Origin of the sequence: Pseudochrobactrum mosebachae (assembly GCF_048914685.1) — a bacterium.
Lineage (GTDB): Bacteria > Pseudomonadota > Alphaproteobacteria > Rhizobiales > Rhizobiaceae > Pseudochrobactrum.
In genome coordinates this window covers 2,913,194-2,939,279 of sequence record NZ_CP128408.1, presented here as the reverse complement: position 1 = coordinate 2,939,279, position 26,086 = coordinate 2,913,194, and the positions used below count along the sequence as shown (strand labels likewise).

35 protein-coding genes are annotated in these 26,086 nt (G+C 50.6%); 1 reads left to right on the top strand and 34 read right to left on the bottom strand.

Annotation, left to right across the window (positions count from 1 at the left end):
• Positions 1 to 2: 2 nt before the first annotated feature.
• Positions 3 to 989 (bottom strand): RluA family pseudouridine synthase, encoded by a 987-nt coding sequence (locus tag MP213Fo_RS13330; protein WP_421089453.1) that lies wholly within the window; start codon positions 987 to 989, stop codon positions 3 to 5.
• Positions 990 to 1,653: 664 nt separating this feature from the next.
• On the opposite strand from MP213Fo_RS13330, the gene MP213Fo_RS13325 reads away from it, so the two are divergent.
• Positions 1,654 to 3,456: a glucan ABC transporter ATP-binding protein/ permease gene (locus MP213Fo_RS13325; RefSeq protein WP_421089452.1), complete on the top strand. Its 1,803-nt coding sequence runs from the start codon at positions 1,654 to 1,656 to the stop codon at positions 3,454 to 3,456.
• A gap of 70 nt (positions 3,457 to 3,526) precedes the next feature.
• On the opposite strand, the gene MP213Fo_RS13320 is transcribed toward MP213Fo_RS13325, so the two are convergent.
• From MP213Fo_RS13320 to rpsL, 33 genes are all read right to left on the bottom strand, one after another.
• Positions 3,527 to 4,840 (bottom strand): replication-associated recombination protein A, encoded by a 1,314-nt coding sequence (locus MP213Fo_RS13320; protein ID WP_421089451.1) that lies wholly within the window; start codon positions 4,838 to 4,840, stop codon positions 3,527 to 3,529.
• Between the two features lie 76 nt (positions 4,841 to 4,916).
• Positions 4,917 to 6,296 carry a DegQ family serine endoprotease gene (locus MP213Fo_RS13315; protein WP_421091150.1) on the bottom strand — a complete coding sequence of 460 codons (1,380 nt, stop codon included), beginning with the start codon at positions 6,294 to 6,296 and terminating at the stop codon, positions 4,917 to 4,919.
• Between the two features lie 346 nt (positions 6,297 to 6,642).
• Positions 6,643 to 7,068 (bottom strand): 50S ribosomal protein L17, encoded by a 426-nt coding sequence (gene rplQ / locus MP213Fo_RS13310; RefSeq protein WP_421089450.1) that lies wholly within the window; start codon positions 7,066 to 7,068, stop codon positions 6,643 to 6,645.
• A gap of 43 nt (positions 7,069 to 7,111) precedes the next feature.
• Positions 7,112 to 8,125, bottom strand: a complete 1,014-nt coding sequence (locus tag MP213Fo_RS13305; RefSeq protein ID WP_421089449.1) for a DNA-directed RNA polymerase subunit alpha — start codon at positions 8,123 to 8,125, stop codon at positions 7,112 to 7,114.
• Between the two features lie 106 nt (positions 8,126 to 8,231).
• Positions 8,232 to 8,621, bottom strand: a complete 390-nt coding sequence (rpsK, locus tag MP213Fo_RS13300) for a 30S ribosomal protein S11 (protein WP_421089448.1) — start codon at positions 8,619 to 8,621, stop codon at positions 8,232 to 8,234.
• A 245-nt stretch (positions 8,622 to 8,866) separates the two neighbouring features.
• Positions 8,867 to 9,235: a 30S ribosomal protein S13 gene (rpsM, locus tag MP213Fo_RS13295; RefSeq protein ID WP_022710961.1), complete on the bottom strand. Its 369-nt coding sequence runs from the start codon at positions 9,233 to 9,235 to the stop codon at positions 8,867 to 8,869.
• Positions 9,236 to 9,652: 417 nt separating this feature from the next.
• Positions 9,653 to 10,237 carry an adenylate kinase gene (locus MP213Fo_RS13290; RefSeq protein WP_421089447.1) on the bottom strand — a complete coding sequence of 195 codons (585 nt, stop codon included), beginning with the start codon at positions 10,235 to 10,237 and terminating at the stop codon, positions 9,653 to 9,655.
• Positions 10,234 to 11,574 carry a preprotein translocase subunit SecY gene (gene secY, locus MP213Fo_RS13285; protein ID WP_421089446.1) on the bottom strand — a complete coding sequence of 447 codons (1,341 nt, stop codon included), beginning with the start codon at positions 11,572 to 11,574 and terminating at the stop codon, positions 10,234 to 10,236. The genes MP213Fo_RS13290 and secY overlap by 4 nt, the downstream gene beginning before the upstream one ends.
• A 153-nt stretch (positions 11,575 to 11,727) precedes the next feature.
• Positions 11,728 to 12,198, bottom strand: a complete 471-nt coding sequence (gene rplO / locus MP213Fo_RS13280; protein WP_421089445.1) for a 50S ribosomal protein L15 — start codon at positions 12,196 to 12,198, stop codon at positions 11,728 to 11,730.
• 21 nt (positions 12,199 to 12,219) lie between these two features.
• Positions 12,220 to 12,417, bottom strand: a complete 198-nt coding sequence (rpmD, locus tag MP213Fo_RS13275; protein WP_421089444.1) for a 50S ribosomal protein L30 — start codon at positions 12,415 to 12,417, stop codon at positions 12,220 to 12,222.
• 52 nt (positions 12,418 to 12,469) lie between these two features.
• Positions 12,470 to 13,030, bottom strand: coding sequence for a 30S ribosomal protein S5 (rpsE, locus tag MP213Fo_RS13270; protein WP_421089443.1), 561 nt, complete (start codon positions 13,028 to 13,030; stop codon positions 12,470 to 12,472).
• 286 nt (positions 13,031 to 13,316) lie between these two features.
• On the bottom strand, positions 13,317 to 13,679 hold the full coding sequence (gene rplR, locus MP213Fo_RS13265; RefSeq protein WP_421089442.1) for a 50S ribosomal protein L18: 363 nt from the start codon (positions 13,677 to 13,679) through the stop codon (positions 13,317 to 13,319).
• Between the two features lie 12 nt (positions 13,680 to 13,691).
• The gene (rplF, locus tag MP213Fo_RS13260) at positions 13,692 to 14,225 is read right to left on the bottom strand and encodes a 50S ribosomal protein L6 (RefSeq protein WP_421089441.1); all 534 of its coding nucleotides are present in this window, start codon (positions 14,223 to 14,225) and stop codon (positions 13,692 to 13,694) included.
• 40 nt (positions 14,226 to 14,265) lie between these two features.
• Complete coding sequence (gene rpsH, locus MP213Fo_RS13255) at positions 14,266 to 14,664, bottom strand: 30S ribosomal protein S8 (RefSeq protein WP_421089440.1); 399 nt, start codon at positions 14,662 to 14,664, stop codon at positions 14,266 to 14,268.
• A 12-nt stretch (positions 14,665 to 14,676) separates the two neighbouring features.
• Complete coding sequence (rpsN, locus tag MP213Fo_RS13250) at positions 14,677 to 14,982, bottom strand: 30S ribosomal protein S14 (protein WP_289387216.1); 306 nt, start codon at positions 14,980 to 14,982, stop codon at positions 14,677 to 14,679.
• Positions 14,983 to 15,008: 26 nt separating this feature from the next.
• Positions 15,009 to 15,566 carry a 50S ribosomal protein L5 gene (gene rplE, locus MP213Fo_RS13245; protein WP_421089439.1) on the bottom strand — a complete coding sequence of 186 codons (558 nt, stop codon included), beginning with the start codon at positions 15,564 to 15,566 and terminating at the stop codon, positions 15,009 to 15,011.
• A complete protein-coding gene (rplX, locus tag MP213Fo_RS13240) occupies positions 15,559 to 15,870 on the bottom strand; it encodes a 50S ribosomal protein L24 (RefSeq protein ID WP_421089438.1) in 312 nt (103 codons plus the stop codon). Before rplX ends, rplE begins: the two co-directional genes overlap by 8 nt.
• Before the next feature lie 13 nt (positions 15,871 to 15,883).
• Positions 15,884 to 16,252 carry a 50S ribosomal protein L14 gene (rplN, locus tag MP213Fo_RS13235; RefSeq protein ID WP_113944906.1) on the bottom strand — a complete coding sequence of 123 codons (369 nt, stop codon included), beginning with the start codon at positions 16,250 to 16,252 and terminating at the stop codon, positions 15,884 to 15,886.
• A gap of 79 nt (positions 16,253 to 16,331) precedes the next feature.
• The gene (gene rpsQ / locus MP213Fo_RS13230) at positions 16,332 to 16,562 is read right to left on the bottom strand and encodes a 30S ribosomal protein S17 (protein WP_421089437.1); all 231 of its coding nucleotides are present in this window, start codon (positions 16,560 to 16,562) and stop codon (positions 16,332 to 16,334) included.
• A gap of 12 nt (positions 16,563 to 16,574) precedes the next feature.
• Positions 16,575 to 16,775 carry a 50S ribosomal protein L29 gene (gene rpmC / locus MP213Fo_RS13225; RefSeq protein ID WP_113944904.1) on the bottom strand — a complete coding sequence of 67 codons (201 nt, stop codon included), beginning with the start codon at positions 16,773 to 16,775 and terminating at the stop codon, positions 16,575 to 16,577.
• A gap of 11 nt (positions 16,776 to 16,786) precedes the next feature.
• Positions 16,787 to 17,200: a 50S ribosomal protein L16 gene (gene rplP / locus MP213Fo_RS13220; RefSeq protein ID WP_421089436.1), complete on the bottom strand. Its 414-nt coding sequence runs from the start codon at positions 17,198 to 17,200 to the stop codon at positions 16,787 to 16,789.
• A gap of 39 nt (positions 17,201 to 17,239) precedes the next feature.
• The gene (gene rpsC, locus MP213Fo_RS13215; RefSeq protein ID WP_421089435.1) at positions 17,240 to 17,950 is read right to left on the bottom strand and encodes a 30S ribosomal protein S3; all 711 of its coding nucleotides are present in this window, start codon (positions 17,948 to 17,950) and stop codon (positions 17,240 to 17,242) included.
• Positions 17,950 to 18,339 (bottom strand): 50S ribosomal protein L22, encoded by a 390-nt coding sequence (gene rplV, locus MP213Fo_RS13210; protein WP_421089434.1) that lies wholly within the window; start codon positions 18,337 to 18,339, stop codon positions 17,950 to 17,952. The genes rpsC and rplV overlap by 1 nt, the downstream gene beginning before the upstream one ends.
• Before the next feature lies 1 nt (position 18,340).
• The gene (gene rpsS / locus MP213Fo_RS13205; protein WP_022710942.1) at positions 18,341 to 18,619 is read right to left on the bottom strand and encodes a 30S ribosomal protein S19; all 279 of its coding nucleotides are present in this window, start codon (positions 18,617 to 18,619) and stop codon (positions 18,341 to 18,343) included.
• A 15-nt stretch (positions 18,620 to 18,634) separates the two neighbouring features.
• Positions 18,635 to 19,468 carry a 50S ribosomal protein L2 gene (rplB, locus tag MP213Fo_RS13200; protein ID WP_421089433.1) on the bottom strand — a complete coding sequence of 278 codons (834 nt, stop codon included), beginning with the start codon at positions 19,466 to 19,468 and terminating at the stop codon, positions 18,635 to 18,637.
• A gap of 20 nt (positions 19,469 to 19,488) precedes the next feature.
• Complete coding sequence (locus MP213Fo_RS13195; RefSeq protein ID WP_421089432.1) at positions 19,489 to 19,782, bottom strand: 50S ribosomal protein L23; 294 nt, start codon at positions 19,780 to 19,782, stop codon at positions 19,489 to 19,491.
• Positions 19,779 to 20,399 carry a 50S ribosomal protein L4 gene (rplD, locus tag MP213Fo_RS13190; protein WP_421089431.1) on the bottom strand — a complete coding sequence of 207 codons (621 nt, stop codon included), beginning with the start codon at positions 20,397 to 20,399 and terminating at the stop codon, positions 19,779 to 19,781. Before rplD ends, MP213Fo_RS13195 begins: the two co-directional genes overlap by 4 nt.
• Positions 20,399 to 21,136: a 50S ribosomal protein L3 gene (gene rplC, locus MP213Fo_RS13185; RefSeq protein ID WP_421089430.1), complete on the bottom strand. Its 738-nt coding sequence runs from the start codon at positions 21,134 to 21,136 to the stop codon at positions 20,399 to 20,401. Before rplC ends, rplD begins: the two co-directional genes overlap by 1 nt.
• Before the next feature lie 26 nt (positions 21,137 to 21,162).
• Positions 21,163 to 21,471 (bottom strand): 30S ribosomal protein S10, encoded by a 309-nt coding sequence (rpsJ, locus tag MP213Fo_RS13180; RefSeq protein ID WP_421089429.1) that lies wholly within the window; start codon positions 21,469 to 21,471, stop codon positions 21,163 to 21,165.
• Positions 21,472 to 21,582: 111 nt separating this feature from the next.
• A complete protein-coding gene (gene tuf / locus MP213Fo_RS13175) occupies positions 21,583 to 22,758 on the bottom strand; it encodes an elongation factor Tu (RefSeq protein WP_421089428.1) in 1,176 nt (391 codons plus the stop codon).
• Between the two features lie 65 nt (positions 22,759 to 22,823).
• Positions 22,824 to 24,908: an elongation factor G gene (fusA, locus tag MP213Fo_RS13170; protein ID WP_421089427.1), complete on the bottom strand. Its 2,085-nt coding sequence runs from the start codon at positions 24,906 to 24,908 to the stop codon at positions 22,824 to 22,826.
• 30 nt (positions 24,909 to 24,938) lie between these two features.
• Complete coding sequence (gene rpsG / locus MP213Fo_RS13165; RefSeq protein WP_421089426.1) at positions 24,939 to 25,409, bottom strand: 30S ribosomal protein S7; 471 nt, start codon at positions 25,407 to 25,409, stop codon at positions 24,939 to 24,941.
• A gap of 68 nt (positions 25,410 to 25,477) precedes the next feature.
• Positions 25,478 to 25,849 carry a 30S ribosomal protein S12 gene (rpsL, locus tag MP213Fo_RS13160; protein ID WP_421089425.1) on the bottom strand — a complete coding sequence of 124 codons (372 nt, stop codon included), beginning with the start codon at positions 25,847 to 25,849 and terminating at the stop codon, positions 25,478 to 25,480.
• Positions 25,850 to 26,086: the final 237 nt, after the last annotated feature.

Here is a 26,086-nt window from a genome sequence, read left to right as displayed (position 1 = left end):
CTTTAGTCTTTAACCTCATCAGCATCAAAGCCGAGCAGGTTCCACGACTGCACCATATGCGGCGGCAGCGGTGCGGTTACATCAATAATGCCTTTGCCCGCAGGATCAGGAATACGGATGCGGCGCGCATGAAGATGCAAACGGTTCTGTACACCGCCGGGGAAATCCCAGTTAATATCCGCATCAAAATATTTAGGATCACCGATAATCGGATGACCGAGATGCAAGGCATGCACACGCAGCTGGTGGGTACGACCGGTGAACGGTTCCATTTCCAACCATGACAGGTTTTGCCCTGCGGTTTCCAGCACACGATAAAATGAAATCGCATGATCGGAATCCGGCTCGCCATGCTGGCAAACCCGCATCCGGTCGCCATCCGGCGTGCTTTCCTTGACCATCCAGTTAGAAAGCTTGTCTTCACGCTTGCGTGGCACGCCTTTAACCAGAGCCCAATAGGTTTTCTTGGTGTCACGTTCGCGGAAGGCTTTGGTCAAAGCCTGTGCGGCACTACGGGTTTTGGCAACCACCAGCACACCGGAGGTATCACGATCGAGACGATGCACCAGACGCGGTTTTTCACCACGCTTGTTACGCCATGCTTCCAGCATCGAATCGACACTGCGCACAACCCCCGAACCGCCCTGCACGGCCAAACCTGAAGGCTTGTTGAAAACATAAACTTTCTCATTCTCAAAAATCAGCATTTTCTTGAGAACATCACCGTCATCCTGATTACGGATGGTTTTACCGGTCAGCGGTGCATTGTCATTTTTTTCATCCAGACCAAGCGGCGGAATACGCACAGATTGCCCCGGCTGCAAACGGCTGTCGGCTTTTGCACGGCCACCATCCACACGGATCTGGCCTGAACGCAGCAGTTTCTGCAAATGTCCGAAGCCAAGCCCCGGAAAATGTACTTTGAACCAGCGGTCAAGGCGCATGCCTGTTTCGTCTGCATCTACGGTTTTAAGTTCTACGCCAGCCATATTTTAAAAATTTCCGCTTAATCACAGGCACAATTGCACAGGCCGGACTTTGCCCGCCATGCAGCCTTTTTTCTCTTAATCATGCTCCTAGAGCATTTTACCATAAAATGGAAACATTAGATGGCATGACGTTGCGGCAAACAGGTGTTTTGCTGACGCAGCTTTTTGTAAACAACCTTTATCATTGTGCAGGCTTCAATTCGAGCAGCAAAACACATAGGGCGCAACTATAACGCAGCTGATGCAAGATTATCGCACGCCACTTATCGGCGCTTTATTGTTTTGCAGGTCAGATTCTTTGTTTTAAGCACACAAAACCCGCTGAAATAACCTGATTTTCACTTAATATTTAAATCCATTAACTTTTCCTGATCACAGCAGTTAAACATTACAAATCAATAAGTTACATCAAAATATCACAGTAGATTACAAGCTGTTGTAATTTATGGGCGGTTTAGCTCTTAAATTGCCACTTATGACCACCAATTTTCATTGCAGTTTCAGGCAATCAGGATCATGTTCCCGCCAGCTTCAAGCCTTGTAAAGGCGTTTAAGCCCAGCAGACACCAGCCCTCTGCCTGCAACTGCGATAACTGAAGAGTTAAAATCTAACCGCAATCTGACTGGCGGTAAAAATCGGTCAGGCATTGTACCGGAGTGGCCAGTGTCTATTGTGCGTGTTTACTGGAGATCGCTGCAATATCTTTCGTCTGAGAGAACAGCAACAGCACTCATTGTGCTGGCAAATATTGCCTTAGGTGTGATCACCATTTTTGAACCTGTGCTTTTTGGACGGGTCATTGACGCTATTTCTCAAAAAACAGTGATTATCCCAACTCTTGCGCTTTGGGCTGGCCTTGGTGTGTTCAACATTATCGCTGTGGTGCTGGTAGCGCGTGGTGCAGACAGGCTGGCGCATAAACGCCGCCTCAGCGTGCTGACCAATTCCTATGAGGGCATTATTACCATGCCGCTGGCATGGCATCAGAGCCGCGGCACCTCCAATGCCTTGCATACACTGATCCGCGCAACCGATACATTATTCACACTGTGGCTGGAATTCATGCGCAACCACCTGACCACAATCGTGGCTTTGGCAGTGCTGATACCAACCGCACTCAGCATGGATGCCCGCCTCACATTAGTATTGATTGTGCTTGGTGCGATCTACATGATGATCGGCCAGCTGGTTATTCAAAAGACCAAAGACGGACAGGCTGCTGTAGAGCGCCACCATCACAAGGTTTTTGAGCATATCAGCGATACAATCGGCAATATTTCTGTTCTGCAGAGCTATAACCGTATCAATTCGGAAGCCGGAGCCTTGCGTGAATATGCAGCCACTCTGGAAAAAACCCAGCGTCCGGTGCTGAACTGGTGGGCGCTTGCCAGCGGTTTGAACCGGATGGCCTCAACCATTTCCATGGTCATTGTACTGCTGATCGGTGCCTATCTGGTATCCAAAGGCCAGTTGCGTGTTGGTGAGGTTATTACCTTTATCGGCTTTGCCCAGCTGATGATCTCCCGTCTTGACCAGATCAGCAACTTCATCAACCAGACCGCCTCTTCCCGCGCCAAGCTTGAAGAATTTTTCGCGATGGAAGATGCTGTTGCCGCTCATGAAGAGCCGCATGCCGTACATGATCTCAGCGATGTGCAGGGTGATGTGGTGTTTGACAAGGTTACCTATGAGTTCCGCAATTCAGGTCAGGGTGTTTATGACATTTCCTTCACTGCCAAAGCAGGCCAGACCATTGCCATTGTCGGCCCTACAGGTGCAGGTAAAACCACATTGATCAATCTGCTGCAGCGTGTTTACGATCCTGTGGCTGGCCACATTACTATTGATGGCACCGATACCCGCACTGTCAGCCGTGCATCTTTACGTAAATCAATGGCAACAGTGTTTCAGGATGCGGGTATGTTTAACCGCTCGATTGAAGACAATATCCGCATTGGCGCACTGGATGCGACCAATGAAGAAATCCATGCCGCGGCTAAGGCTGCCGCTGCCCACGACTTCATCCTCGCCAAAAGCGAAGGCTATGACACAGTTGCCGGTGAACGTGGTTCACAGCTCTCAGGCGGTGAACGACAGCGCCTGGCAATTGCCCGCGCTATTCTCAAAGATGCACCTATCCTGGTGCTGGATGAGGCAACCTCGGCACTTGATGTTGAAACTGAAGGCATGGTCAAACAGGCGATTGATGACCTGAGTTCAGACCGCACAACCTTTATCATTGCGCACCGTCTCTCAACTGTCCGCAATGCTGATCTGGTGCTGTTTCTGGATAAAGGTCATATTATTGAAAGCGGCAGCTTCAATGAGCTTGCCGCTAAAAACGGCCGCTTTGCCTCGCTGCTGCGCGCGGGTGGCCTTGTGGCTGAGCAAGCAGATCCTGTAAGAGATATTGATGAGAGCAGTAATGTGACCCGCTTTCCTACCAAAACATCCGCTGCATCATAAATTTCAATCAGCTTGAATCTACACATAATAAAACCCGGCTAAATACCGGGTTTTATTGTATTATAAGAAGTTATTTTTGATTACGTTCAATTCGTAATTTTGCCCAGTAATCAAGACGTTTACGAATATCACGCTCAAATCCACGCTCCGGCGGATCGTAAAATTGCTTGCGACCCATTTTTTCAGGGAAATAATCCTGCCCTGAAAAAGCATCCGGCTCATCATGGTCATAGCGATAACCATCATTGTAGCCTTCATCCTTCATCAGCTTGGTCGGTGCGTTGAGGATATGTTTTGGCGGCAGCAGTGAGCCATATTGCTTGGCAGCCATCCGCGCTGCTTTATAAGCCAGATAAACGCCATTGGATTTGGGTGCTGTTGCCAGATAAACGCATGCCTGCGCCAGCGCCAACTCCCCCTCAGGCGAGCCCAGATAATCATAAGCATCTTTGGCAGCATTACACACCACCAGAGCCTGCGGATCAGCAAGGCCGATATCTTCAACCGCCATACGCACCAATCGCCGCCCCAGATAGAGCGGGTCTTCACCGGCATCAAACATCCGGCTTAAATAATATAAAGCCGCATCAGGATCAGAACCGCGCACAGATTTATGCAAAGCCGAGATCAGATTATAATGACCATCCTGACCTTTATCGTAAACCGGAGCACGCCGCTGCACCACATCCTGCAAGGCTTCCGCAGTGAAGATCTCATCAGGCCGCGCGGCTCGCCACACTTCTTCAGCCAGAGTTAAAGCCGCTCGGCCATCCCCATCGGCCATACGCACCAGTGAAGCGCGTGCATCCGCATCCAGTGGCAATGAGCGCTCTTCAACCTCTTCTGCACGCTGCAACAGCGTGGCAATGCTTGCCTCATCATGGGATTTAAAGGTCAGCACCCGTGCGCGCGATAATAACGCGGCGTTAAGCTCAAAAGACGGGTTTTCCGTTGTTGCACCGATCAGAATAACCGTGCCATTTTCCATCACCGGCAAAAAACTATCTTGCTGCGCACGGTTAAAGCGATGAATTTCGTCTACAAATAGCAAGGTTTGCCGGCCGGACATCCGCCGTGCCCGTGCAGTTTCAAAAACCTTCTTCAAATCCGCCACGCCGGAGAAAATCGCCGAGATTTGCTCAAATGCCAGCTCGGTATGACCTGCAAGCAAACGCGCGATTGTGGTCTTACCGGTGCCGGGCGGGCCCCAGAAAATCATGGAACCGAGACTGCCGGAAGCAATCATTCGCGTCAGCATGCCTTGCTCACCGGTCAGATGCTCCTGACCGGTCACTTCCTCAAGCGAGCGCGGACGCAAGCGGTCGGCCAGTGGCCGGTTACGGTCAGCCAACGGGTCAGGTGCAGACGAAAACAAATCACTCATAATATGATCACTTATGACAACAGGCCGGACTGCTCACGCAAACCGGCCTCCCCTTTAATCATGCGGATTTAGATAATCAGCGAACGAACTGCCGGTAAATTACACCATCCCGCTCAATATCCAAACGCCATAATGCAGTGCGTCCTGCAGAAAGCACTGCACTCAGCTCATCTACATTGGCAATACCGGTGCCGTTCACACCACGCACAATATCACCAGCCCTGAGGTTTATGGCCTGCGCCGGCGATTTAGCCTTAACTGCACTGATCGCCACGCCGCTTGCAGTTGATGAAAGGCGCAGCTTGCGCGCCAACTCAGGCGTTAAATTCTGCACCTGCGCGCCTGCAAGGGGGTTGCGTCCGGTAATCTCACGTGCTGGCAGCTCCGCCGGCGGCTGCACCAGTTGCAGGGCAACCTCACCAGACTTACCATTGCTGATAACCGTCAGCTGCACTGTTTTGCCAATACCGGCTGTCGAGACACGATAGGCCAGAGCATCGGGATTATCCACCTTCACGCCGTCAACTGCAGTGATCACATCACCAACCTTAATACCAGCCTGTGCTGCAGGGCCCTTATCATCCAGATCAGCAATCAGCGCACCGGACGGCTGGTTCAAGCCTAAGCTTTCAGCAACATCGGCAGTAATCGACTGAAAAGTTGCTCCGACATAAGGCCGCACAAATTTGTCACTGCCGCTTTCAGCAGATTTCACCACAGCGGCCACCATATTCGACGGAATAGCAAAGCCGATACCGACAGAACCACCGGAGCGTGAATAAATAGCCGTATTGATACCAATCAGATTGCCGTTCATATCAATCAGCGCGCCGCCGGAATTACCGGGATTAATCGCAGCATCGGTCTGGATGAAGAAATCAAAATCTGAAACACCAACCTGTGTACGCGATTGCGCTGAAACAATACCACTGGTCACGGTCTGCCCGACACCAAACGGATTACCAATCGCCAGCACCAGATCGCCAACCTCAACCTTGTCGGAATCTGCAAGCTTCACCACCGGCAGGTTTTCTTTGGCATCAATTTTAAGAATGGCCAGATCGGTCGTCACATCATTCAATAGCAGCTTGGAAGAATATTCCCGCCCGTCAGCAAGTGCCACCTTAATATCATCGGCACCATCAATCACATGATTATTGGTAACGATCAGGCCGGAACTATCAACAATAACACCTGAACCAAGCGATTGCTCAAAGCGTGGCTTATTGGGACGCATCTGCCCGCCAAAAAACTGCTCGAAAAACGGATCGCCCGAAAAAGGCGAACGCTGCTGCACTTTTCGGCCGGCATAAACATTGACCACAGCACCCGACGTCGATTTAACAAGCGGGGCGTAAGAGAGTTGAATATCACTGCGCGATTGGGGCAATTGCTTTTCAGCGGCCGCCGGTGTGCTGGTGGCGGAGCTGAAAAGCGAGATCGTGCCAACGGCCATAACAGCGGCCAGCGCAACGGCTAAACCTGCTTTATAAACATGCCCCAGCCTGCCTGTATGATTACGCTGATCATCCTGCTGATGTGAAACCATCTATCTCATCCCTTATTCCAAGGCGCAGTGCAGGCATACTCAATATAGGTGCCTTTAAAAGCCTGCCTATAGTGATGCATCCGGACGTCGCGGTGTTTTGTCAAACTATATAGAGCAGCAAAATAGACTAAAAAGTGGCTTCAGCGCTGCATAGAAATTAAATAAAATTAATAAAGCAGTGGCTTGCTCAAAAAAATACGTAATAAAAAAGGAGCCTTTCGGCTCCTTGATTATTTTAACCTGTTTACACAGATTAAGCAGCTTCGGCAGCAGCCAATTCAGCTTCTACGCGTGAACGGTCGCCTGCACCCTTAGCAGTGATATCGCGTTCTACGAACTCGACAACAGCCAATGGAGCATTATCGCCGAAACGATAGCCGGCCTTCATAATACGGATGTAGCCGCCGTGACGATCGGCATAACGTGTAGCCAGAACGTCAAAGAGCTTCTGAACCAGCTGCACGTCGCGAATAGCCGAGATGGCCTGACGACGGGCATGCAGATCACCGCGCTTGCCGAGAGTGATGAGCTTCTCAACAATAGGACGGATTTCTTTTGCCTTAGGCAAAGTGGTAACGATCTGCTCGTGTTCAATCAGCGATGCTGCCATATTAGCAAACATAGCCTTACGGTGGCTTGCAGTCCGGTTCAGCTTACGGAGTGTTTTTCCGTGACGCATGAGCCTTCTCCTTTAAAATCTAATCTTCCGGTCGCAACCGGTCTCAATATTGATCTTCGTAGCGCTTTGCGAGATCTTCGATATTTTCCGGCGGCCAGGTCGGGATTTCCATACCAAGATGGAGTCCCATCGACGCCAGAACTTCTTTGATTTCGTTCAGCGACTTGCGGCCGAAATTCGGAGTCCGCAGCATTTCGGCTTCTGTCTTTTGGATCAGATCGCCGATATAAACGATGTTATCGTTCTTCAGGCAGTTTGCCGAACGTACAGACAGTTCCAGTTCATCCACTTTCTTCAAAAGGGCTGGATTGAATGCGAGTTCTGCAACCTGTTCCTGCGGAGCTTCCTTCTGCGGCTCGTCAAAGTTGACGAAGATCGCAAGCTGGTCCTGAAGAATACGAGCTGCATAAGCAACTGCATCTTCACCAGTGACAGAGCCGTTGGTCTCAACATTGAGGATCAGCTTGTCATAATCGAGAACCTGTCCCTCACGGGTGTTTTCGATTTTATAGGAAACCTTACGTACCGGTGAATAGAGGCTGTCTACCGGAATAAGTCCGATCGGAGCATCTTCAGCGCGGTTACGGTCAGCAGGCACATAGCCCTTGCCCGTATTGACAGTGAATTCCATGCGGATTTCAGCGCCCTCATCGAGGGTGCAGATGACGTGTTCCGGATTCAGAACTTCAACATCACCAACCGTCTGGATATCACCAGCAGTTACGACACATGGACCTTCCTTACGGACAACCATGCGCTTAGGTCCATCGCCTTCCATACGGATAGCGATTTCTTTAACATTCAGTACGATATCGGTTACGTCTTCACGCACGCCGTTGATCGATGAGAATTCATGCAGAACTCCGTCGATCTGAACAGCAGTTACCGCAGCACCGCGCAACGAAGACAGCAGAACGCGACGCAGCGCATTGCCCAAAGTCAGTCCGTAACCGCGTTCAAGCGGCTCAGCAACAACAGTAACTTTGTTCTTCGAGGTCTGGGTAAGAAACTCGACCTTGTTAGGCTTGATCAGTTCCTGCCAGTTTTTCTGAATCATGTGCTTTCCTTTAATCTAGCTTTGCCACTATCCAATCGTGGCAACAGAGAGTGGAAACCACGAAAGACCCAAGACAAATGTCCGGATCTTTGCGGCGGTGGACTGATTAAACGCGACGCTTCTTGCGTGGGCGGCAACCATTGTGCGGGATCGGTGTAACATCACGGATCGAAGTGATGGTGAAACCGGCAGCCTGCAGAGCGCGGAGCGCTGATTCACGACCCGAACCCGGACCACAAACTTCAACTTCCAGCGAACGCATGCCATGTTCCTGAGCCTTCTTGGCGCAATCTTCAGCAGCAATCTGAGCAGCAAAAGGTGTCGACTTACGCGAACCCTTAAAGCCCTGTGCACCAGCTGAAGACCAGGCAATTGTATTGCCCTGTGCGTCTGTGATGGTGATCATGGTGTTGTTAAATGTCGAGTTAACGTGTGCTACGCCCGACGAAATATTTTTACGTTCCCTACGACGAACGCGACCGGCTTCTTTAGCCATAACTAGTCCTTCCAATTGATCTCTACACCGCCGTAGTACCAGCGGCTACACCGGTTCATATCTGCCTTTAAAACTGAACCGGCCTGATAAACCAGGTCCGGATAAATTCATCAGCAAACAATGAACCAAACTTTAGCAAGCCCCGTAAACGGAGCGCAACCTGCAATGCTTTTTCCATAACGCCAGAAAAGGGAAACCCCTCATGAGCAGAATAAGAAAAAAGCAGGCGCCGGAGCGCCCGCAGATTATTTCTTCTTACCGGCGATAGCCTTTGCAGGACCCTTACGGGTACGAGCATTGGTATGGGTACGCTGACCGCGAACCGGCAATGAACGACGATGACGCAGACCACGGTAGCAGCCCAGATCCATCAGACGCTTGATGTTCATCGAAACTTCACGACGCAGATCACCTTCAACGCGGTAATCACGGTCGATTGTTTCACGGATCTGCAGAACTTCTGCGTCCGTCAGCTGATTAACACGGCGATCAAGCGCAATGCCGACCTTTTCCATGATTTCAGCAGCAAATTTCGGACCAATTCCGTGAATATACTGAAGCGCAATGATTGCGCGCTTATTCGTCGGAATGTTGACGCCAGCAATACGTGCCATGCGTTTTCTCCTGAATGAACCGCATAATAACGAGCCGCATCGGCTGTTTTATGAATTATACGGTAGTTTAAAATATTACAGCTACAGCCTGAGCCGGTTAAAACGCCGTAATGTGCTCTACCGCAGCCCCTCTTCTGATAACAGAATATGAACTGCGAAATCCAAGAGATCCACCGGCTCGATTAATGAACCGGATCTGTTCCCTATGCCTGCCCCGAACCACCGGAAACAGACAGCATAAGAATGAACAAAACCGATTTCCCACAGGAAACCGGTTCCGCCCATCTGAATTAAGCGAATTAGTGCTGTCATTGAAGGAATCGTGATTAAAAGTCAACCACAAACTCCGGCAGCACTGAAATGCTTACCACTTCATTAAGAAAATCACTTTTCCCTGAAGGGCCGCTTTCTGCAGGATCAGGCAGGAAGCAGAATCTTTTCAATTTCAGCAGTGACGTCGGCCATAGCAGCCATACCGTCAACCAGCTTCAATTCACCTGTACTGGCATAATAGTCAGACAAAGGTGCGGTTTTCTCACGATACTCGACCAGACGCTTAACAAAAGCCTCCGGATTATCATCTGAACGAACAGTACCACCGGCAGCAATGGTTTCCGCAACGCGGTTTTCCATGCGGGTTACCAGTGCAGTCTCATCAACCTTCAACTCGATAACAGCATCAAGTTCGGCATGCTTCTGTTTAAGCATCTCGGTCAGAGCCTGCGCCTGCGGCACAGTGCGTGGATAACCATCCAGAATAAACCCGTTGGTGCAATCCGGCTGGTCAATGCGGTCTGAAACGATCGCATTGACGATTTCATCAGATACCAGCTGCCCGGCATCCATAACCGCCTTAGCGCGCTTACCGATCTCGGTTTGTGCGGCGACTGCCGCACGCAACATATCACCGGTAGACAACTGAGGGATCGAGTATTTTTCTGTCAGGATCTTCGCCTGCGTTCCCTTGCCAGCGCCCGGAGGTCCTAAAAGAATTAATCTCATTTTACCCGACGCCCCCCGCGTAGTTTGGATTTTTTAATCAGACCGTCATACTGGTGAGCAATCAGGTGACCCTGAATCTGCGCCACTGTATCCAGCGTTACATTCACAACGATCAGCAATGATGTACCACCGAGGTAGAACGGCATGCCTGCAGCTGAAATGAGGAACTCAGGTACAAGACAAACGATAATGATATAAATTGCACCAACAGCCGTGATACGGGTCAGAACATAATCAATATATTCCGCAGTACGCTCGCCTGGACGAATACCCGGAATGAAGCCGGAATGCTTCTTCAACTGGTCTGCGGTGTCCTTAGGATTGAACACGATAGCCGTATAGAAGAAACAGAAGAAGCCCATCAGCGCTGCATAGAGCACCATATAGATCGGCTGGCCATGCCCGAGCGCGGAAAGCAGCGTGCTTGCCCATACAGGCATATTCTCACCATTTGCAAATCCGGCAACTGTTGCAGGCAACAAAAGCAGGGAAGAAGCAAAGATCGGCGGAATAACACCGGCAGTGTTGAGCTTGAGCGGCAGATGCGAGGTTTCACCCTGCGCCATACGATTGCCGACCTGACGCTTCGGATATTGGATCAGAAGACGGCGCTGCGCACGTTCAACAAACACGATAATCGCGATAAGCGCCACAGCCAGAACAATCACGGCAAGAATAATACCGGTTGACAGCGCGCCTGTACGGCCAAGTTCCAGCGTGCCTGAAATAGCCTGTGGCAGGTTGGCAACAATACCGGCGAAAATGATCAGAGAGATACCGTTACCGATGCCGCGCGCAGTGATCTGCTCACCAAGCCACATCAGGAACATAGTACCGCCCACAAGCGTAATCACGGAAGTGATGCGGAAGAACACACCCGGATCAGTGACAATGCCGTTACCCGATTCAAGCCCGACCGAAATCGCATAAGCCTGCACGAGTGCCAGCAGCACAGTACCATAGCGGGTATATTGGTTGATAACCTTACGCCCGGCCTCGCCCTCTTTCTTCAGTGCTTCCAGTGATGGCACAACTGAAGTCATAAGCTGCACGATAATCGATGCCGAAATATACGGCATGATACCCAGTGCAAAAATCGCCATACGGGCAACAGCACCGCCGGCGAACATATTGAAAAGTCCGAGTACGCCCTGGCTATGCTGCTGGAACGACTGGGCCAGCGCGTCAGGATTAATACCCGGCAAAGGGATATAAGTACCAAAACGATACACAAGCAGAGCCCCGAGCGTAAACCATATACGCTTCTTGAGCTCAGACGCCTTCGAGAAGGCAGAAAAATTTAAATTCGATGCAAGCTGTTCAGCAGCCGATGCCATGAGATTACTCCGGTCTGTCGTACGTCAGAATCTGACGCCCCTCCCCAGATATGCCCATAGAGAACAAGGCGCAAGTGGGCACATGAAATCAATAGGCATAAAGTTGAAAACGGCGGCACTAAGGCCGCCGTCTTGAAAGGTATTTCTGAGGCCTTATTCGGCAGCAGCTTCAGGTAACTTTACCGAACCGCCAGCTTTTTCGATCTTTTCGATCGCAACCTTAGAAGCACCGGCAGCTTCAATCACCAGCTTCGCTGTGATTTCGCCATCGGAAACAACACGGAAGCCATCCAAAGCGCGACGAACAATACCTGAAGCAATCAGAGCTTCAGTTGTAATCGCTGCTTTAGCATCCAGCTTACCAGCATCAATTGCTTCCTGAATGCGGCCAACCGACACAACATTGAACTTTTTAGCAAAAATGTTGGTAAAACCGCGCTTTGGCAAACGACGGTAGATTGGCATCTGGCCGCCTTCAAAACCATTGATGGCTACGCCTGAACGGGACTTCTGCCCCTTCACACCGCGACCACCGGTCTTGCCGGTTCCGGAACCAATACCACGGCCAATGCGCTTACGGGCTTTGGTTGCACCTGGGTTTTCACGCAGATCATTCAGTTTCATGATAGTTCTCCTGCGCTCTGATTAAGCTTCGTCGACGATGCGAACGAGATGCGCAACCTTGGCAATCATACCACGAACGGAAGGTGTATCTTCCAGCGTGCTGCGACGGCGCATTTTATTAAGGCCGAGACCAACGAGCGTAGCGCGCTGTTCTTTCGGACGACGAATTGGGCTACCAATCTGTTCAACGGTAACCGTCTTGCCTTGTGTCGAAGACATAACTTTGTTCCTTAAGTCGTAAGGCGAGCCTTTCGGCCCTCACCCGTAATGGTTACTCTTCGCTACCGACAACGTCATGACGACGAGCCTGAAGGGTCGAATACTTGATACCGCGCTGTGCAGCGATATCTTTCGGGTGCATCTGATGCTTCAGAGCATCAAAGGTTGCACGCACCATGTTATATGGATTCGATGAACCGAGCGACTTAGCAACAACGTCCTGAACGCCAAGCGTTTCAAAAACAGCACGCATCGGACCACCAGCAATAATACCAGTACCAGCAGTTGCCGAACGCAACAATACTTTACCGGCACCATGACGGCCGTGAACATCGTGATGCAGTGTACGGCCTGAGCGCAGCGGAACAAAAATCATGTCGCGCTTAGCAGCTTCAGTTGCCTTGCGAATTGCTTCAGGCACTTCGCGGGCTTTACCATGACCAAAGCCAACGCGGCCCTTCTGATCACCAACAACAACCAGAGCAGCAAAGCCGAAGCGACGACCGCCCTTAACAACTTTAGCTACGCGGTTAATATGAACCAGCTTATCAACGAACTCGCTATCGCGCTCTTCACGACCACGGTCTTCGCGATTACGTTCTCTCTGTGCCATTTCCTATTTCCTTTTTCTTTTCCGGAAGCACAATTGAAACATTAACAAGAGATTAATCCTGAAAATGCACAAATAGACACTCAAAGTCAGCTTTCTGATTGATCAGAAACAGACCCGAGCGCCTTAGCATCTGCACAAAAATCAAAACGAATTTTGCAACCTATGATGCGTCCTTAAATTACAGCACTCATAATATATCAAATATGTGACTCACATTTAACATATGGGGCTGTAATACATAAAAAATGTCGTCAAATGCAAGCACCTGACGACATTTTTTTATATTTTAGAAGCTGAGACCAGCTTCGCGTGCGGCGTCAGCAAGAGCTTTCACACGACCGTGGAAAATATATGCACCACGATCGAAGACAACTTCTGCTACACCAGCTTTAGCTGCACGCTCTGCAACCAGCTTACCAACGGCAGCAGCTGCTGCGCTATCGGCACCGGTCTTCAGCGAGCCTTTAAGCTCACCTTCAAGAGTTGAAGCAGCAGCAACGGTGTGGCCACGTACATCATCGATGATCTGTGCATAAATATTCTTGGACGTACGGTGTACGCTCAAACGCAGACGACCATTCGAAACAGCTTTGAGCTGACGACGAACGCGTGCAGCACGGCGCTGAATAGTTTGTTTCGGCGTTGCCATAACACGTGTTCCTTATTTCTTCTTACCGGCCTTACGGACGATAACTTCACCGGCATACTTAACGCCCTTGCCTTTGTAAGGCTCTGGCGAACGGTATTCGCGGATCTCGGCTGCAACTTGACCAACAATCTGCTTATCAATGCCCGAAACAACGATTTCCGTTGGTTTAGGAACTGCTACAGAAATACCGGCCGGAACATCGTAAATGACTTCATGGCTGAAACCCAGCGAAAGCTGGAGATTCTTGCCCTGCATGGCAGCACGATAACCAACACCGGAGATTTCAAGCTTCTTTTCGTAGCCGTCTTTAACACCGGTGAAGATGTTTTCAATCATGGTACGGGCCATGCCCCATTTTGAGCGTGCATCTTTCGACTGCGATACAGGAGCAACGCTAACAGCGCCCTCTTCCATCTTCACAGTTACTTGCTCACTCACGACGAACTTAAGCTCGCCTTTTGTGCCCTTGGCAATAACAGTCTGACCATCAACGCTGGCGGTCACGCCTGCCGGAACCGGCACGGGTTTTTTACCGATACGAGACATTGTTAACCCTGTCCGTTTCTATGTTCACCACTCAGCCACATCAGAAGATGCGGCAGAGCAGCTCACCACCAACGTTTTGCTCACGAGCCTGATGATCAGCCATCACACCCTTAGGGGTGGAAAGGATGGAGATACCCAGACCGTTAGCGACTTGAGGAATCGACTTAACCGAAACGTAAACGCGACGGCCCGGCTTTGAAACGCGGGTCAATTCACGGATGACAGGTGCACCCTCGTAATATTTCAGTTCGATTTCGATTTCCGATTTACCGTTTTCGAAATCAGTCTGTGTATATCCGCGGATATAGCCTTCAGCCTGCAATACATCCAGTACACGTGCACGCAGCTTTGAAGCCGGTGTTGTGAGCTTGGTCTTTTTACGACCGAGCGCATTACGGATACGGGTCAGCATATCGGCGATAGGATCTGACATAGTCATGTTATAACTCCCTTACCAGCTCGACTTGACGATGCCTGGCACCTGACCGAGCGAACCCAGCTGGCGCAACGCAATACGTGACATACGAAGCTTGCGGTAGAAACCGCGCGGACGGCCCGAAACTTCGCAACGGTTGCGAATGCGAACCTTAGAGGAGTTACGTGGCATCTCTGCAAGCTGGATAGTAGCGCGGAAGCGCTCATCCAGTGGCAGGGACTGATCCATAACAATTGCCTTCAAACGTGCACGCTTAACAGCATGACGCTTAACCAACTTTTCGCGGCGCTTATTATTCTCGACTGCGCTAGTCTTGGCCATTTTTGATTACCTCGCTACGCTTGTCGTTACTGGCGAAACGGGAAGTTGAAGGCGCGCAGCAATGCGCGGGCTTCATCATCCGTAGTTGCAGTCGTGCAAACGATGATGTCCATGCCCCAGATCTGATCAACTTTATCGTAGTTGATTTCTGGAAACACGATGTGCTCCTTGATACCCATGGCAAAGTTGCCGCGACCATCAAAGCTTTTAGGATTCAGACCACGGAAATCTCGAACGCGCGGCAGCGCAATCGTGATCAGGCGATCAAGAAATTCGTACATACGATCGCCGCGCATGGTCACTTTCGTGCCAATTGGCATATCTTCACGGAGTTTGAAGGTAGCAATCGAATTACGTGCACGGGTGACGACAGCTTTCTGACCGGAAATCATGCCCAAGTCTTCAGCAGCGCGTGCAGGCTTTTTAGAGTCTGCAGTTGCTTCGCCAACACCCATATTGATTACAACTTTGGAAACGCGTGGAATCTGCATTTCGTTGCTGTATTTGAACTCTTCAAGAAGCGCTTTACGGATAGTTTCCTTATAAAGCGACTTGAAGCGTGGTTCACTTTTAGCTTCAGCCATCGATCTGCTCTCCGGAACGTTTTGCTACGCGTACCTTTTTGCCGTCCTTGATAGCGAAACCAACGCGAGTTGGCTTACCATCTTTAGGATCAGCAACAGCCAGGTTCGACAAATGGATTGCGGCTTCTTTCGAAATAATGCCGGCTTCCTGTGTCTGTGTCTGGCGCTGATGGCGCTTAACAATATTAATACCGCTTACGAAAGCCTGATCTTCTTTTGGCGAGACCTTCAGCACTTCACCGGTTTGGCCCTTGTCCTTACCGGCAAGCACTACAACGCGGTCGCCTTTGCGAATCTTTTGCATCGTCGAACTTCCCTTACAGAACTTCAGGAGCCAGCGAGATGATCTTCATGTGGCTCTTAGCGCGAAGTTCACGCGGAACCGGTCCGAAGATACGTGTGCCGATTGGCTCTTTCTTGTTATCAATCAAAACAGCGGCATTGTTATCAAAACGGATAACACTACCATCTGCGCGACGAATGTCTTTGGCTGTGCGAACCACAACCGCCTTCATTACGTCACCCTTTTTAACGCGGCCACGAGGAATTGCTTCCTTGATAGACACCACAATGATGTCACCAACGGAAGCATATTTCCGTTTCGAGCCGCCCAGCACCTTGATGCACATTACACGACGTGCGCCGGAATTATCCGCCACGTCGAGGTTTGTTTGCATCTGAATCATGACTGGCCGCCTTCTTATCTCTCAGCTGGTTAAGGGCTCATGCCCTACCTAAGCTGCGTGTTTAATGTTAGCCCGTTAATTAGTTCGCGAGAACTACCCAACGTTTGTCTTTCGAGATCGGTGCGCTTTCCTCGATGGAAACGTGATCACCAACCTTGAACTGGTTGTTTGCGTCATGCGCTTTATACTTCTTAGATTGACGAATAATCTTCTGAAGCAGTGGATGCGCGTAACGGCGCTCCACTTTTACAACGACAGTTTTGTCGTTCTTGTCGCTGACGACAACGCCCTGCAGAATGCGTTTAGGCATTATATGACTTCCTTATGCCTTGCTTTCGGCCGCCTTCTGGCGGGCAATAGTCTTGATACGTGCGATATCGCGGCGAACCTGCTTCACACGTGCGGTTTTTTCTAACTGGCCGGTGGCTTTCTGAAAGCGCATGTTAAACTGCTCTTTCTTCAATCCACCTAACTGGTCAGTCAGTTGGTCGAGGCTTTTGGCCCGGATGTCTGCGGCTTTCATAGCTGTCTCTCTTATTCAGCGATACGTTCAATGAAACGCGTCTTGATCGGCAGCTTGGCAGCTCCGAGTCTGAGCGCTTCACGTGCCACATCTTCAGGTACGCCGTCAAGCTCAAACATTACGCGACCCGGTGCAACTCGTACTGCCCAATAGTCTACCGAGCCCTTACCTTTACCCATACGGACTTCGGTTGGCTTGGAAGTTACTGGCAGATCCGGGAAAATACGGATCCATACACGACCGGCACGTTTCATGTGACGGGTAATGGCGCGGCGAGCGGCTTCGATCTGACGTGCTGTAACGCGTTCAGGTTCGAGAGCCTTCAGACCGAAAGCACCGAAGTTCAGATCCGTACCGCCCTTGGAAGCTCCGTGAATACGGCCCTTGAACTGCTTACGGAACTTTGTGCGCTTAGGCTGCAACATTGTTCTCTACTCCAATATTCTAACCGAAAACGCTTAATATTAAGCGTTTTCGCGGCGGCGGTTCGAATGGGAACCCTGGGCGTCGCTCTCAATCGCACGACGTTCAGAAGCCATTGGGTCATGCTCAAGGATTTCGCCCTTGAATACCCAAACCTTCACGCCGCAGATACCGTAAGCGGTCTTTGCTTCGGCTGTGCCGTAGTCAATGTCAGCGCGCAGAGTGTGAAGCGGAACGCGACCTTCACGGTACCATTCCATACGTGCAATTTCTGCACCGCCAAGACGACCCGAACAATTGATACGGATGCCTTCTGCGCCGAGACGCATTGCGGACTGAACAGCACGCTTCATAGCGCGACGGAATGCCACACGGCGTTCCAGCTGCTGAGTGATCGACTGAGCAATCAGAGTAGCATCAACTTCTGGTTTGCGAACTTCAACAATGTTGAGAACCGCATCAGAGTTGGTCATATCGGAGAGCTTCTTACGGAGCTTTTCGATATCTGCACCCTTCTTGCCGATGATGATGCCCGGGCGCGCCGAGTGAATAGTCACACGGCACTTCTTGTGCGGACGTTCAATCACGATTTTGGAGATCGCAGCCTGCTTGAGTTCTTCAGTCAGGTATTTGCGGATCTTCAAGTCTTCATGAAGCAGTTTACCGTATTCCCCGGTATTCGCGTACCAACGCGAATCCCAGGTACGGTTAATGCCCAGACGAAAACCGATCGGATTAATCTTCTGGCCCATTATACGGCCTCCCCTTTTTCGGCGACTTCGCGGACAACGATGGTCAGGTGAGAGAACGGACGTTCAATCCGGCTCGCCTTACCACGACCACGTACATGAAAACGCTTCATGACGATCGACTTGCCAACAGAAGCTTCCGCGACGATCAAAGCATCAACATCGAGGTCGTGATTGTTTTCTGCGTTAGCGATTGCCGATTCAAGCGTCTTCTTAACTGTTTCTGCAATCCGCTTGCGCGAAAATGACAGATCAGCAAGAGCCGCGTTAACTTTCTTGCCGCGAATCAATGTCGCAACAAGATTAAGTTTCTGCGGGCTGACGCGAATCGTGCGGGCGACGGCTTTCGCCTCGTTATCCTTAAGCTGGCGCGGAGCCTTGGCCTTGCCCATCTTACTTCCTCTTCGCTTTCTTGTCCGCACCGTGACCGTAATAGGTACGGGTTGGAGCGAATTCACCGAACTTGTGTCCTACCATTTCTTCGGAAATAGACACCGGTATATGTTTGTTACCGTTGTAAACACCAAAAGTCAGGCCCACAAACTGCGGCAAGATTGTGGAGCGACGGCTCCAAATCTTGATGACCTCATTGCGACCGCCGGAGCGTACCTTCTCAGCCTTCTTGAGAAGATAGCCATCGATAAACGGTCCTTTCCAAACTGAACGAGCCACTTTAGACTACCTCTCTTATTTCTTACGCTGATGACGCGAACGCATGATGAATTTGTCCGTCGCCTTGTTCGAGCGTGTCTTCTTGCCCTTCGTAGGTTTGCCCCACGGAGTAACAGGATGACGACCACCTGATGTACGACCTTCACCACCACCATGCGGGTGATCAACCGGGTTCATAGCAACGCCGCGAACGTGTGGACGCTTACCGCGCCATACGGAACGACCGGCCTTACCGTCGTTTGTGTTGCCGTGATCCGGATTGGAAACGGCACCAACAGTAGCCATACAGCCTGAATGTACGAGACGCTGTTCGCCTGAGTTCAGACGAAGAATAGCCATCCCCTGATCACGACCAACGAGCTGAGCGTAGGTACCAGCTGAGCGAGCGATCTGGCCGCCCTTGCCCGGCTTCATTTCCACGTTGTGGATAATGGTACCAACTGGCATCGCGCCGAGTGGCATTGCGTTACCTGGCTTTACGTCAACCTGCGCACCGGAAACAATCTTGTCGCCAACAGCAAGACGCTGTGGAGCCAGGATGTAACGCAGTTCACCGTCTTCGTAACGAACCAACGCAATAAACGCGGTGCGGTTTGGATCGTATTCCAAACGCTCAACAGTTGCGGACACATCGTGTTTCGTACGCTTAAAATCGATAAAGCGATACGTACGCTTGTGACCACCGCCCTGAAAGCGAACAGTGATACGACCAGTGTTGTTACGACCGCCCTTTTTAGACAAACCCTGTGTCAAAGCTTTGACAGGCTTGCCCTTGAAGAGCTCGGAACGATCAACAATAACCAGCTGACGCAGGCCTGGTGTGATCGGATTAAAGTGCTTGAGTGCCATTGTCTTTACTCCACGGCCTCTCAGAGACCAGTCGAAACGTCGATGCTCTGGCCTTCAGCCAAAGTTACGATCGCTTTTTTGACATCGCTCTGGCGCCCAACAATACCGCGGAACCGTTTCACTTTGCCTTTACGCACAGTGGTGTTCACAGCTGTAACTTTCACGCCGAAAAGCGCTTCTACTGCAGCTTTGATCTCTGGTTTCGTGGCCTTGCGGGCTACGTTAAAGACGATCTGGTTATATTCGGAAACCATAGTCGACTTTTCGGTAATGACCGGGCTAACGATCACATCATAGTGACGAAGATCTGTCATTTGAAACGCTCCTCGAGGGCTTCGACAGCCGCCTTGGAAAGGACGAGCTTGCCACGGCGAAGAATGTCGTAAACGTTGATACCCTGTACCGGCAGCACATCAATATGCGGGATATTGGATGCAGCAAGCTTGAAGTTAGCATCAAGTTCTGAACCACCGATCAACAGCGCGTTTTCGAGGCCGAGATTAGCAAACTGAGCGATCAGCAGCTTTGTCTTAGCTTCGTTCACGGCCAGATCATCAATGATGATCAGATCGGAGGACTTAACCTTAGCCGAAAGGGCATGACGCAGGGCCAGTGCACGAACCTTCTTAGGAAGGTCATGTGCGTGGCTGCGAACAACCGGACCATGGGCTTTACCACCGCCACGGAACTGAGGTGCACGAGCGGAATGGTGACGAGCGCGGCCTGTACCCTTCTGCTTGTACATCTTCGCACCGGTACGGGCGACTTCACCACGTGTCAGGGTTGAATGCGAACCCTGCTGACGGCGAGCGAGCTGCCAAAGAACAACGCGCTGCAGGATGTCATCGCGCGGCTCAAGACCGAAGATCTCTTCGGAGAGCTGCACTTTACCGGCATCCTTGCCTTCAAGTGTTGTAATTGTGAGATCCATTATTCGGCTCCCTCAGTCGCTGCAGTTTCAGAAACTACAGCAGCTTCTACCTGGGCCTGTGCTGCTTGGCGCAGACCAGCTGGCTTAGGAGCAGTATCCGGCAGCGAAACCTTTACGGCGTCGCGAACATAGATCCATGCACCTTTTGAACCAGGAACAGCACCGCGGACGAGGATAAGGCCGCGATCGAGGTCGGTCGAAACCACTTCGATATTCTGCGTGGTTACACGGGTCTGACCCATGTGACCGGCCATTTTCTTGCCCTTGAATACTTTACCTGGATCCTGACGCTGACCGGTCGAACCATGGGAACGGTGAGATACCGAGTTACCATGAGTTGCGCGGCCGCCGCCGAAGTTGTGACGCTTCATAACACCGGCAAAACCTTTACCGATTGTTGTACCTGTCACATCTACTTTTTGACCAGCAACGTAATGCTCAGCAGTGATCTCTGCGCCTACATCCAGAAGATTGTCTTCTGAAACGCGGAATTCAGCTACTTTAGCTTTAGGTTCGACTTCGGCCTTCGCGAAATGTCCGCGCAACGCCTTAGACGTATTTTTCACCTTGGCCAATCCTACGCCAAGCTGAACGGCAGTGTAGCCGTTTTTTTCTACTGTACGCTGGGCCACCACGTGGCAGTTCTCCATGCGGAGTACTGTCACTGGTACATGTTCGCCAGCGTCATTATAAACGCGGGTCATGCCCAGCTTTTGTGCAATAACACCTGAACGCATCGGTTCGTTCCTTCCGTCCTCAAGCCTTACAGCTTGATCTCGACATCAACACCAGCCGACAGATCGAGCTTCATGAGCGCGTCTACTGTCTGAGGGGTCGGGTCAACGATATCGAGAAGACGCTTATGTGTGCGAATCTCGAACTGCTCGCGGCTCTTCTTATCAATATGCGGCGACCGGTTAACTGTGAACTTTTCGATCCGTGTTGGCAGAGGGATCGGTCCGCGCACATTGGCACCCGTACGCTTGGCAGTCGACACGATTTCCCGGGTCGAAGCGTCAAGGATCCGATGATCAAACGCCTTAAGGCGAATGCGGATGTTTTGACCGTTCATTTGATCTGTTCCTTGTTACGCGGGACGCTCTGCAATGGTCATGATCTTATCCGAAAAACCTATGACAGTTTTCGGGATCATGCCCGGGCTGAGCGCCCCTGCACAAATCTATTATTCGATGATCGAAGCGACGATGCCTGCACCAACGGTACGGCCACCTTCGCGGATCGCGAAACGGAGTTTTTCTTCCATGGCAATCGGCACGATCAGCGCAACATCAACAGTTACGTTGTCGCCCGGCATAACCATTTCAATGCCTTCTGGCAAGGTCACAATACCGGTTACGTCAGTTGTACGGAAATAAAACTGCGGACGGTAGTTTGTGAAGAATGGTGTATGACGGCCACCTTCGTCTTTAGTCAGAATATAGGCTTCTGCCTTGAACTTGGTGTGCGGCTTAACCGAACCTGGCTTACACAGAACCTGACCACGTTCAACATCTTCACGACCAACACCACGAACCAGTGCACCGATGTTATCGCCGGCCTGGCCCTGATCGAGCAGCTTGCGGAACATTTCAACGCCGGTAACTGTTGTCTTGCCGGTGGCTTTCATGCCAACGATTTCAACTTCTTCACCAACCTTAACAATACCGCGCTCTACACGACCGGTAACAACTGTACCACGGCCGGAGATCGAGAATACGTCTTCGATTGGCATCAGGAACGGCAGGTCAATCGGACGTTCTGGAGTTGGGATATAAGCATCAACTTCAGCCATCAGCTTGCGTACTGCATCTTCGCCGAGAGTTTTGCTTGAATCTTCCAGAGCTGCCAGAGCCGAACCCTTGACGATTGGTGTATCATCACCTGGGAAGTCGTATTTCGACAGAAGTTCACGTACTTCGAGCTCTACGAGTTCGAGCAGTTCTTCATCGTCAACCTGATCGCATTTGTTCAGGAACACAACAATCGCAGGAACACCAACCTGACGGGCAAGCAGAATGTGCTCGCGGGTCTGTGGCATTGGACCATCAGCTGCCGAAACAACCAAAATCGCGCCATCCATCTGAGCCGCACCGGTGATCATGTTCTTCACATAGTCGGCGTGACCTGGGCAATCTACGTGTGCGTAGTGGCGGTTTTCGGTTTCATATTCAACATGCGATGTTGAAATGGTAATACCGCGGGCTTTTTCTTCCGGTGCAGCATCGATCTGGTCGTATGCACGGAAGTCACCAAAGAACTTGGTGATTGCAGCTGTCAAAGAGGTCTTACCATGGTCAACGTGACCGATAGTACCGATATTGACGTGTGGCTTATTGCGTTCAAACTTGCTTTTTGCCATCTGAGCTCTCCATTAATTTAGCCTGCTCAGGCATTCTTATTTTTAACAAGCGTAAGCCAAAGGGCTTACGCAAACTTTTTCTTGATTTCTTCAGCGACCGCTGCAGGAACTGGCTCGTAATGATCGAACTGCATGGTGTACTGTGCACGCCCCTGTGACATTGAACGCAGGTTGTTCACATAACCAAACATGTTGGCAAGTGGAACCATTGCATTCACTACAGTAGCAATACCACGGGCTTCGGTACCGGAAATCTGACCACGACGTGAGTTCAAATCACCAATAACGTCACCGACATAATCCTCAGGAGTTACGACTTCGACCTTCATGATCGGTTCGAGCAACTGAGCACCGGCTTTCTGAGCACCTTCACGGAACGCTGCACGGGCAGCAATTTCGAAGGCGAGGACGGACGAGTCAACATCATGGTATGCACCATCAATGAGGGTCGCCTTAACACCGAGCATAGGGAAGCCGGCCAGCGGACCTGCACCCATAACGCTTTCGATACCCTTTTGAACGCCTGGGATGTATTCCTTAGGAACTGCACCACCAACGATCTTGGATTCGAATACGAAATCATCGCCATCATGCGGCTCGAAGATGATCTTAACGCGAGCAAACTGACCGGAACCACCGGACTGCTTCTTATGTGTATAATCAATTTCTGCCAGACGCGTAATGCTTTCACGGTAAGCAACCTGCGGAGCACCGATGTTTGCTTCAACCTTGAACTCGCGACGCATACGGTCAACGAGAATGTCGAGATGCAACTCACCCATACCGGCAATGATTGTCTGACCGGATTCTTCGTCGGATTTAACGCGGAATGAAGGATCTTCAGCAGCCAGACGGTTCAGGGCGATACCCATCTTTTCCTGGTCAGCTTTAGTCTTTGGTTCAATCGCGATTTCGATAACCGGCTCAGGGAATTCCATACGTTCCAGAATAACAGGCTTCAGCGGATCGCAGAGCGTGTCACCAGTTGTAGTTTCCTTAAGACCAGCCAATGCAACGATGTCACCAGCAAACGCTTCTTCAACATCTTCACGGGAGTTCGAATGCATCTGCAACATACGGCCGATACGTTCGCGCTTGCCCTTAACGGTATTTTCAACTGAAATACCCTTGGTCAACTTGCCTGAATAGATACGGGCAAAAGTAAGCGAACCAACGAAAGGATCGTTCATGACCTTAAATGCGAGCAGTGAAAGTGGCGCTTCATCCGAAGATTCGCGTGTTGTCTCACCATCAGTCTTAACGTCAATACCTTTAATAGCAGGCACTTCGTTAGGAGAAGGCAGGAAGTCAACAACAGCATCGAGCAGAGGCTGAACGCCCTTGTTCTTAAATGCTGTACCACAAAGAACCGGATGGAACTGAACTGCAATTGTACCCTTACGGATCAATGCAACCAATTCTTCAGTCGTTGGAAATTTACCTTCAAGGTACGCTTCCATTGCAGCTTCATCAGCTTCAACAGCAAGTTCAATCAGCTTTTCACGATATTCTTCAGCCTGCGCCTGCATATCAGCAGGAATTTCGCCAACGATTGTATCGCCACCGATTGAGCCATCCCATGTGAATGACTTCATGGAAAGCAGATCAACAACACCAAGGAACTCAGTTTCAGCACCGATAGGCAGCTGCACAACCAGAGCCTGCGCACCGAGGCGTGACTTGATCATTTCAACGCAACGGAAGAAATCCGCACCGATCTTGTCCATTTTATTGACAAAGATCATACGTGGTACATGATATTTTTCAGCCTGACGCCATACGGTTTCAGTCTGTGGCTCTACGCCGGCGTTAGCATCGAGAAGTGCAATCGCACCATCGAGTACACGCAAAGAACGCTCAACTTCAATCGTGAAGTCAACGTGACCAGGCGTATCGATGATATTGAAGCGACGCTTCTTGCCATCGCGGCCCTGCCATGACGTGGTCGTTGCAGCAGAGGTAATCGTGATACCACGCTCCTGCTCCTGCTCCATCCAGTCCATCGTGGAGGCGCCGTCATGCGTTTCACCGATTTTATGGTTCTTACCTGTGTAATACAGGATACGCTCGGTCGTTGTCGTTTTACCGGCATCGATGTGCGCCATAATACCGAAATTTCGGTAGTCTTCGATTTTAAATTCGCGGGCCATAATATTCGCTCTTTAAATAGAGTTCGACGATTACCAGCGGTAATGCGAGAATGCGCGGTTGGCTTCAGCCATACGATGCGTGTCTTCACGCTTCTTAACAGCGGAACCACGATTGTTTGCAGCATCAAGCAATTCACCGGACAAACGATCAATCATCGTTGTCTCATTGCGATTACGCGCAGCATTGATCAACCAACGGATCGCCAGTGCCTGACGGCGCTCCGGACGAACATCAACTGGAACCTGATATGTAGCACCACCAACGCGGCGGGAGCGTACTTCCACATGCGGGGCAACATTATCGAGCGCCTGATGGAACATCACGATACCATCCTGCTTAGCTTTCGCCTCAACAGAATCCAAAGCAGCATAAACAATAGTTTCTGCAATGGATTTCTTACCATGAAGCATAATTGCGTTCATGAACTTGGTCACAACCAGATCGCCAAACTTTGGATCCGGATTGATTTCACGCTTTTCAGCACTATGACGACGGGACATATAAGTCTCTTCAATTACATCGGGCTCAACTCACCTGAGGATCAGGTGGCCGGTATCCCCGGAAAATCTTATTTAGGACGCTTAGCACCATACAACGAACGACGCTGTTTACGGTTTTTAACACCCTGAGTATCGAGCACACCACGGATGATGTGATAACGAACACCCGGCAAATCCTTGACGCGGCCGCCGCGGATCATAACAACGGAGTGTTCCTGAAGGTTATGACCTTCACCCGGGATATAACCGATGACTTCAAAGCCATTGGTCAGACGAATCTTAGCCACTTTACGCAGCGCCGAGTTCGGCTTTTTCGGGGTTGTGGTGTAAACACGGGTACATACACCGCGCTTCTGTGGGTTTTCCTGCAGAGCAGGAACTTTATTACGCTTCACCTGCGGCTGGCGCGGCTTGCGGATCAACTGGTTTACGGTAGGCATTGAACCTTCCTCTACTATTAAACTCGTATTTTCGCCCAAATGGGCCGTTTCACCATTATGAAAATGCACAAAATCGGACAATGTGCCAACGCTAGCGCTGGCATGCCCGAACAGAAGCAGAGGAAGTTACCTTCATGCGAACGGTGATTTACATTTGATTTCGTAAAACGAACCCTGTTTGAGGCAAACTCCAAAACTTAGTGTTCAGGAACAGCCAGCCTCACATCGGCTCAGATG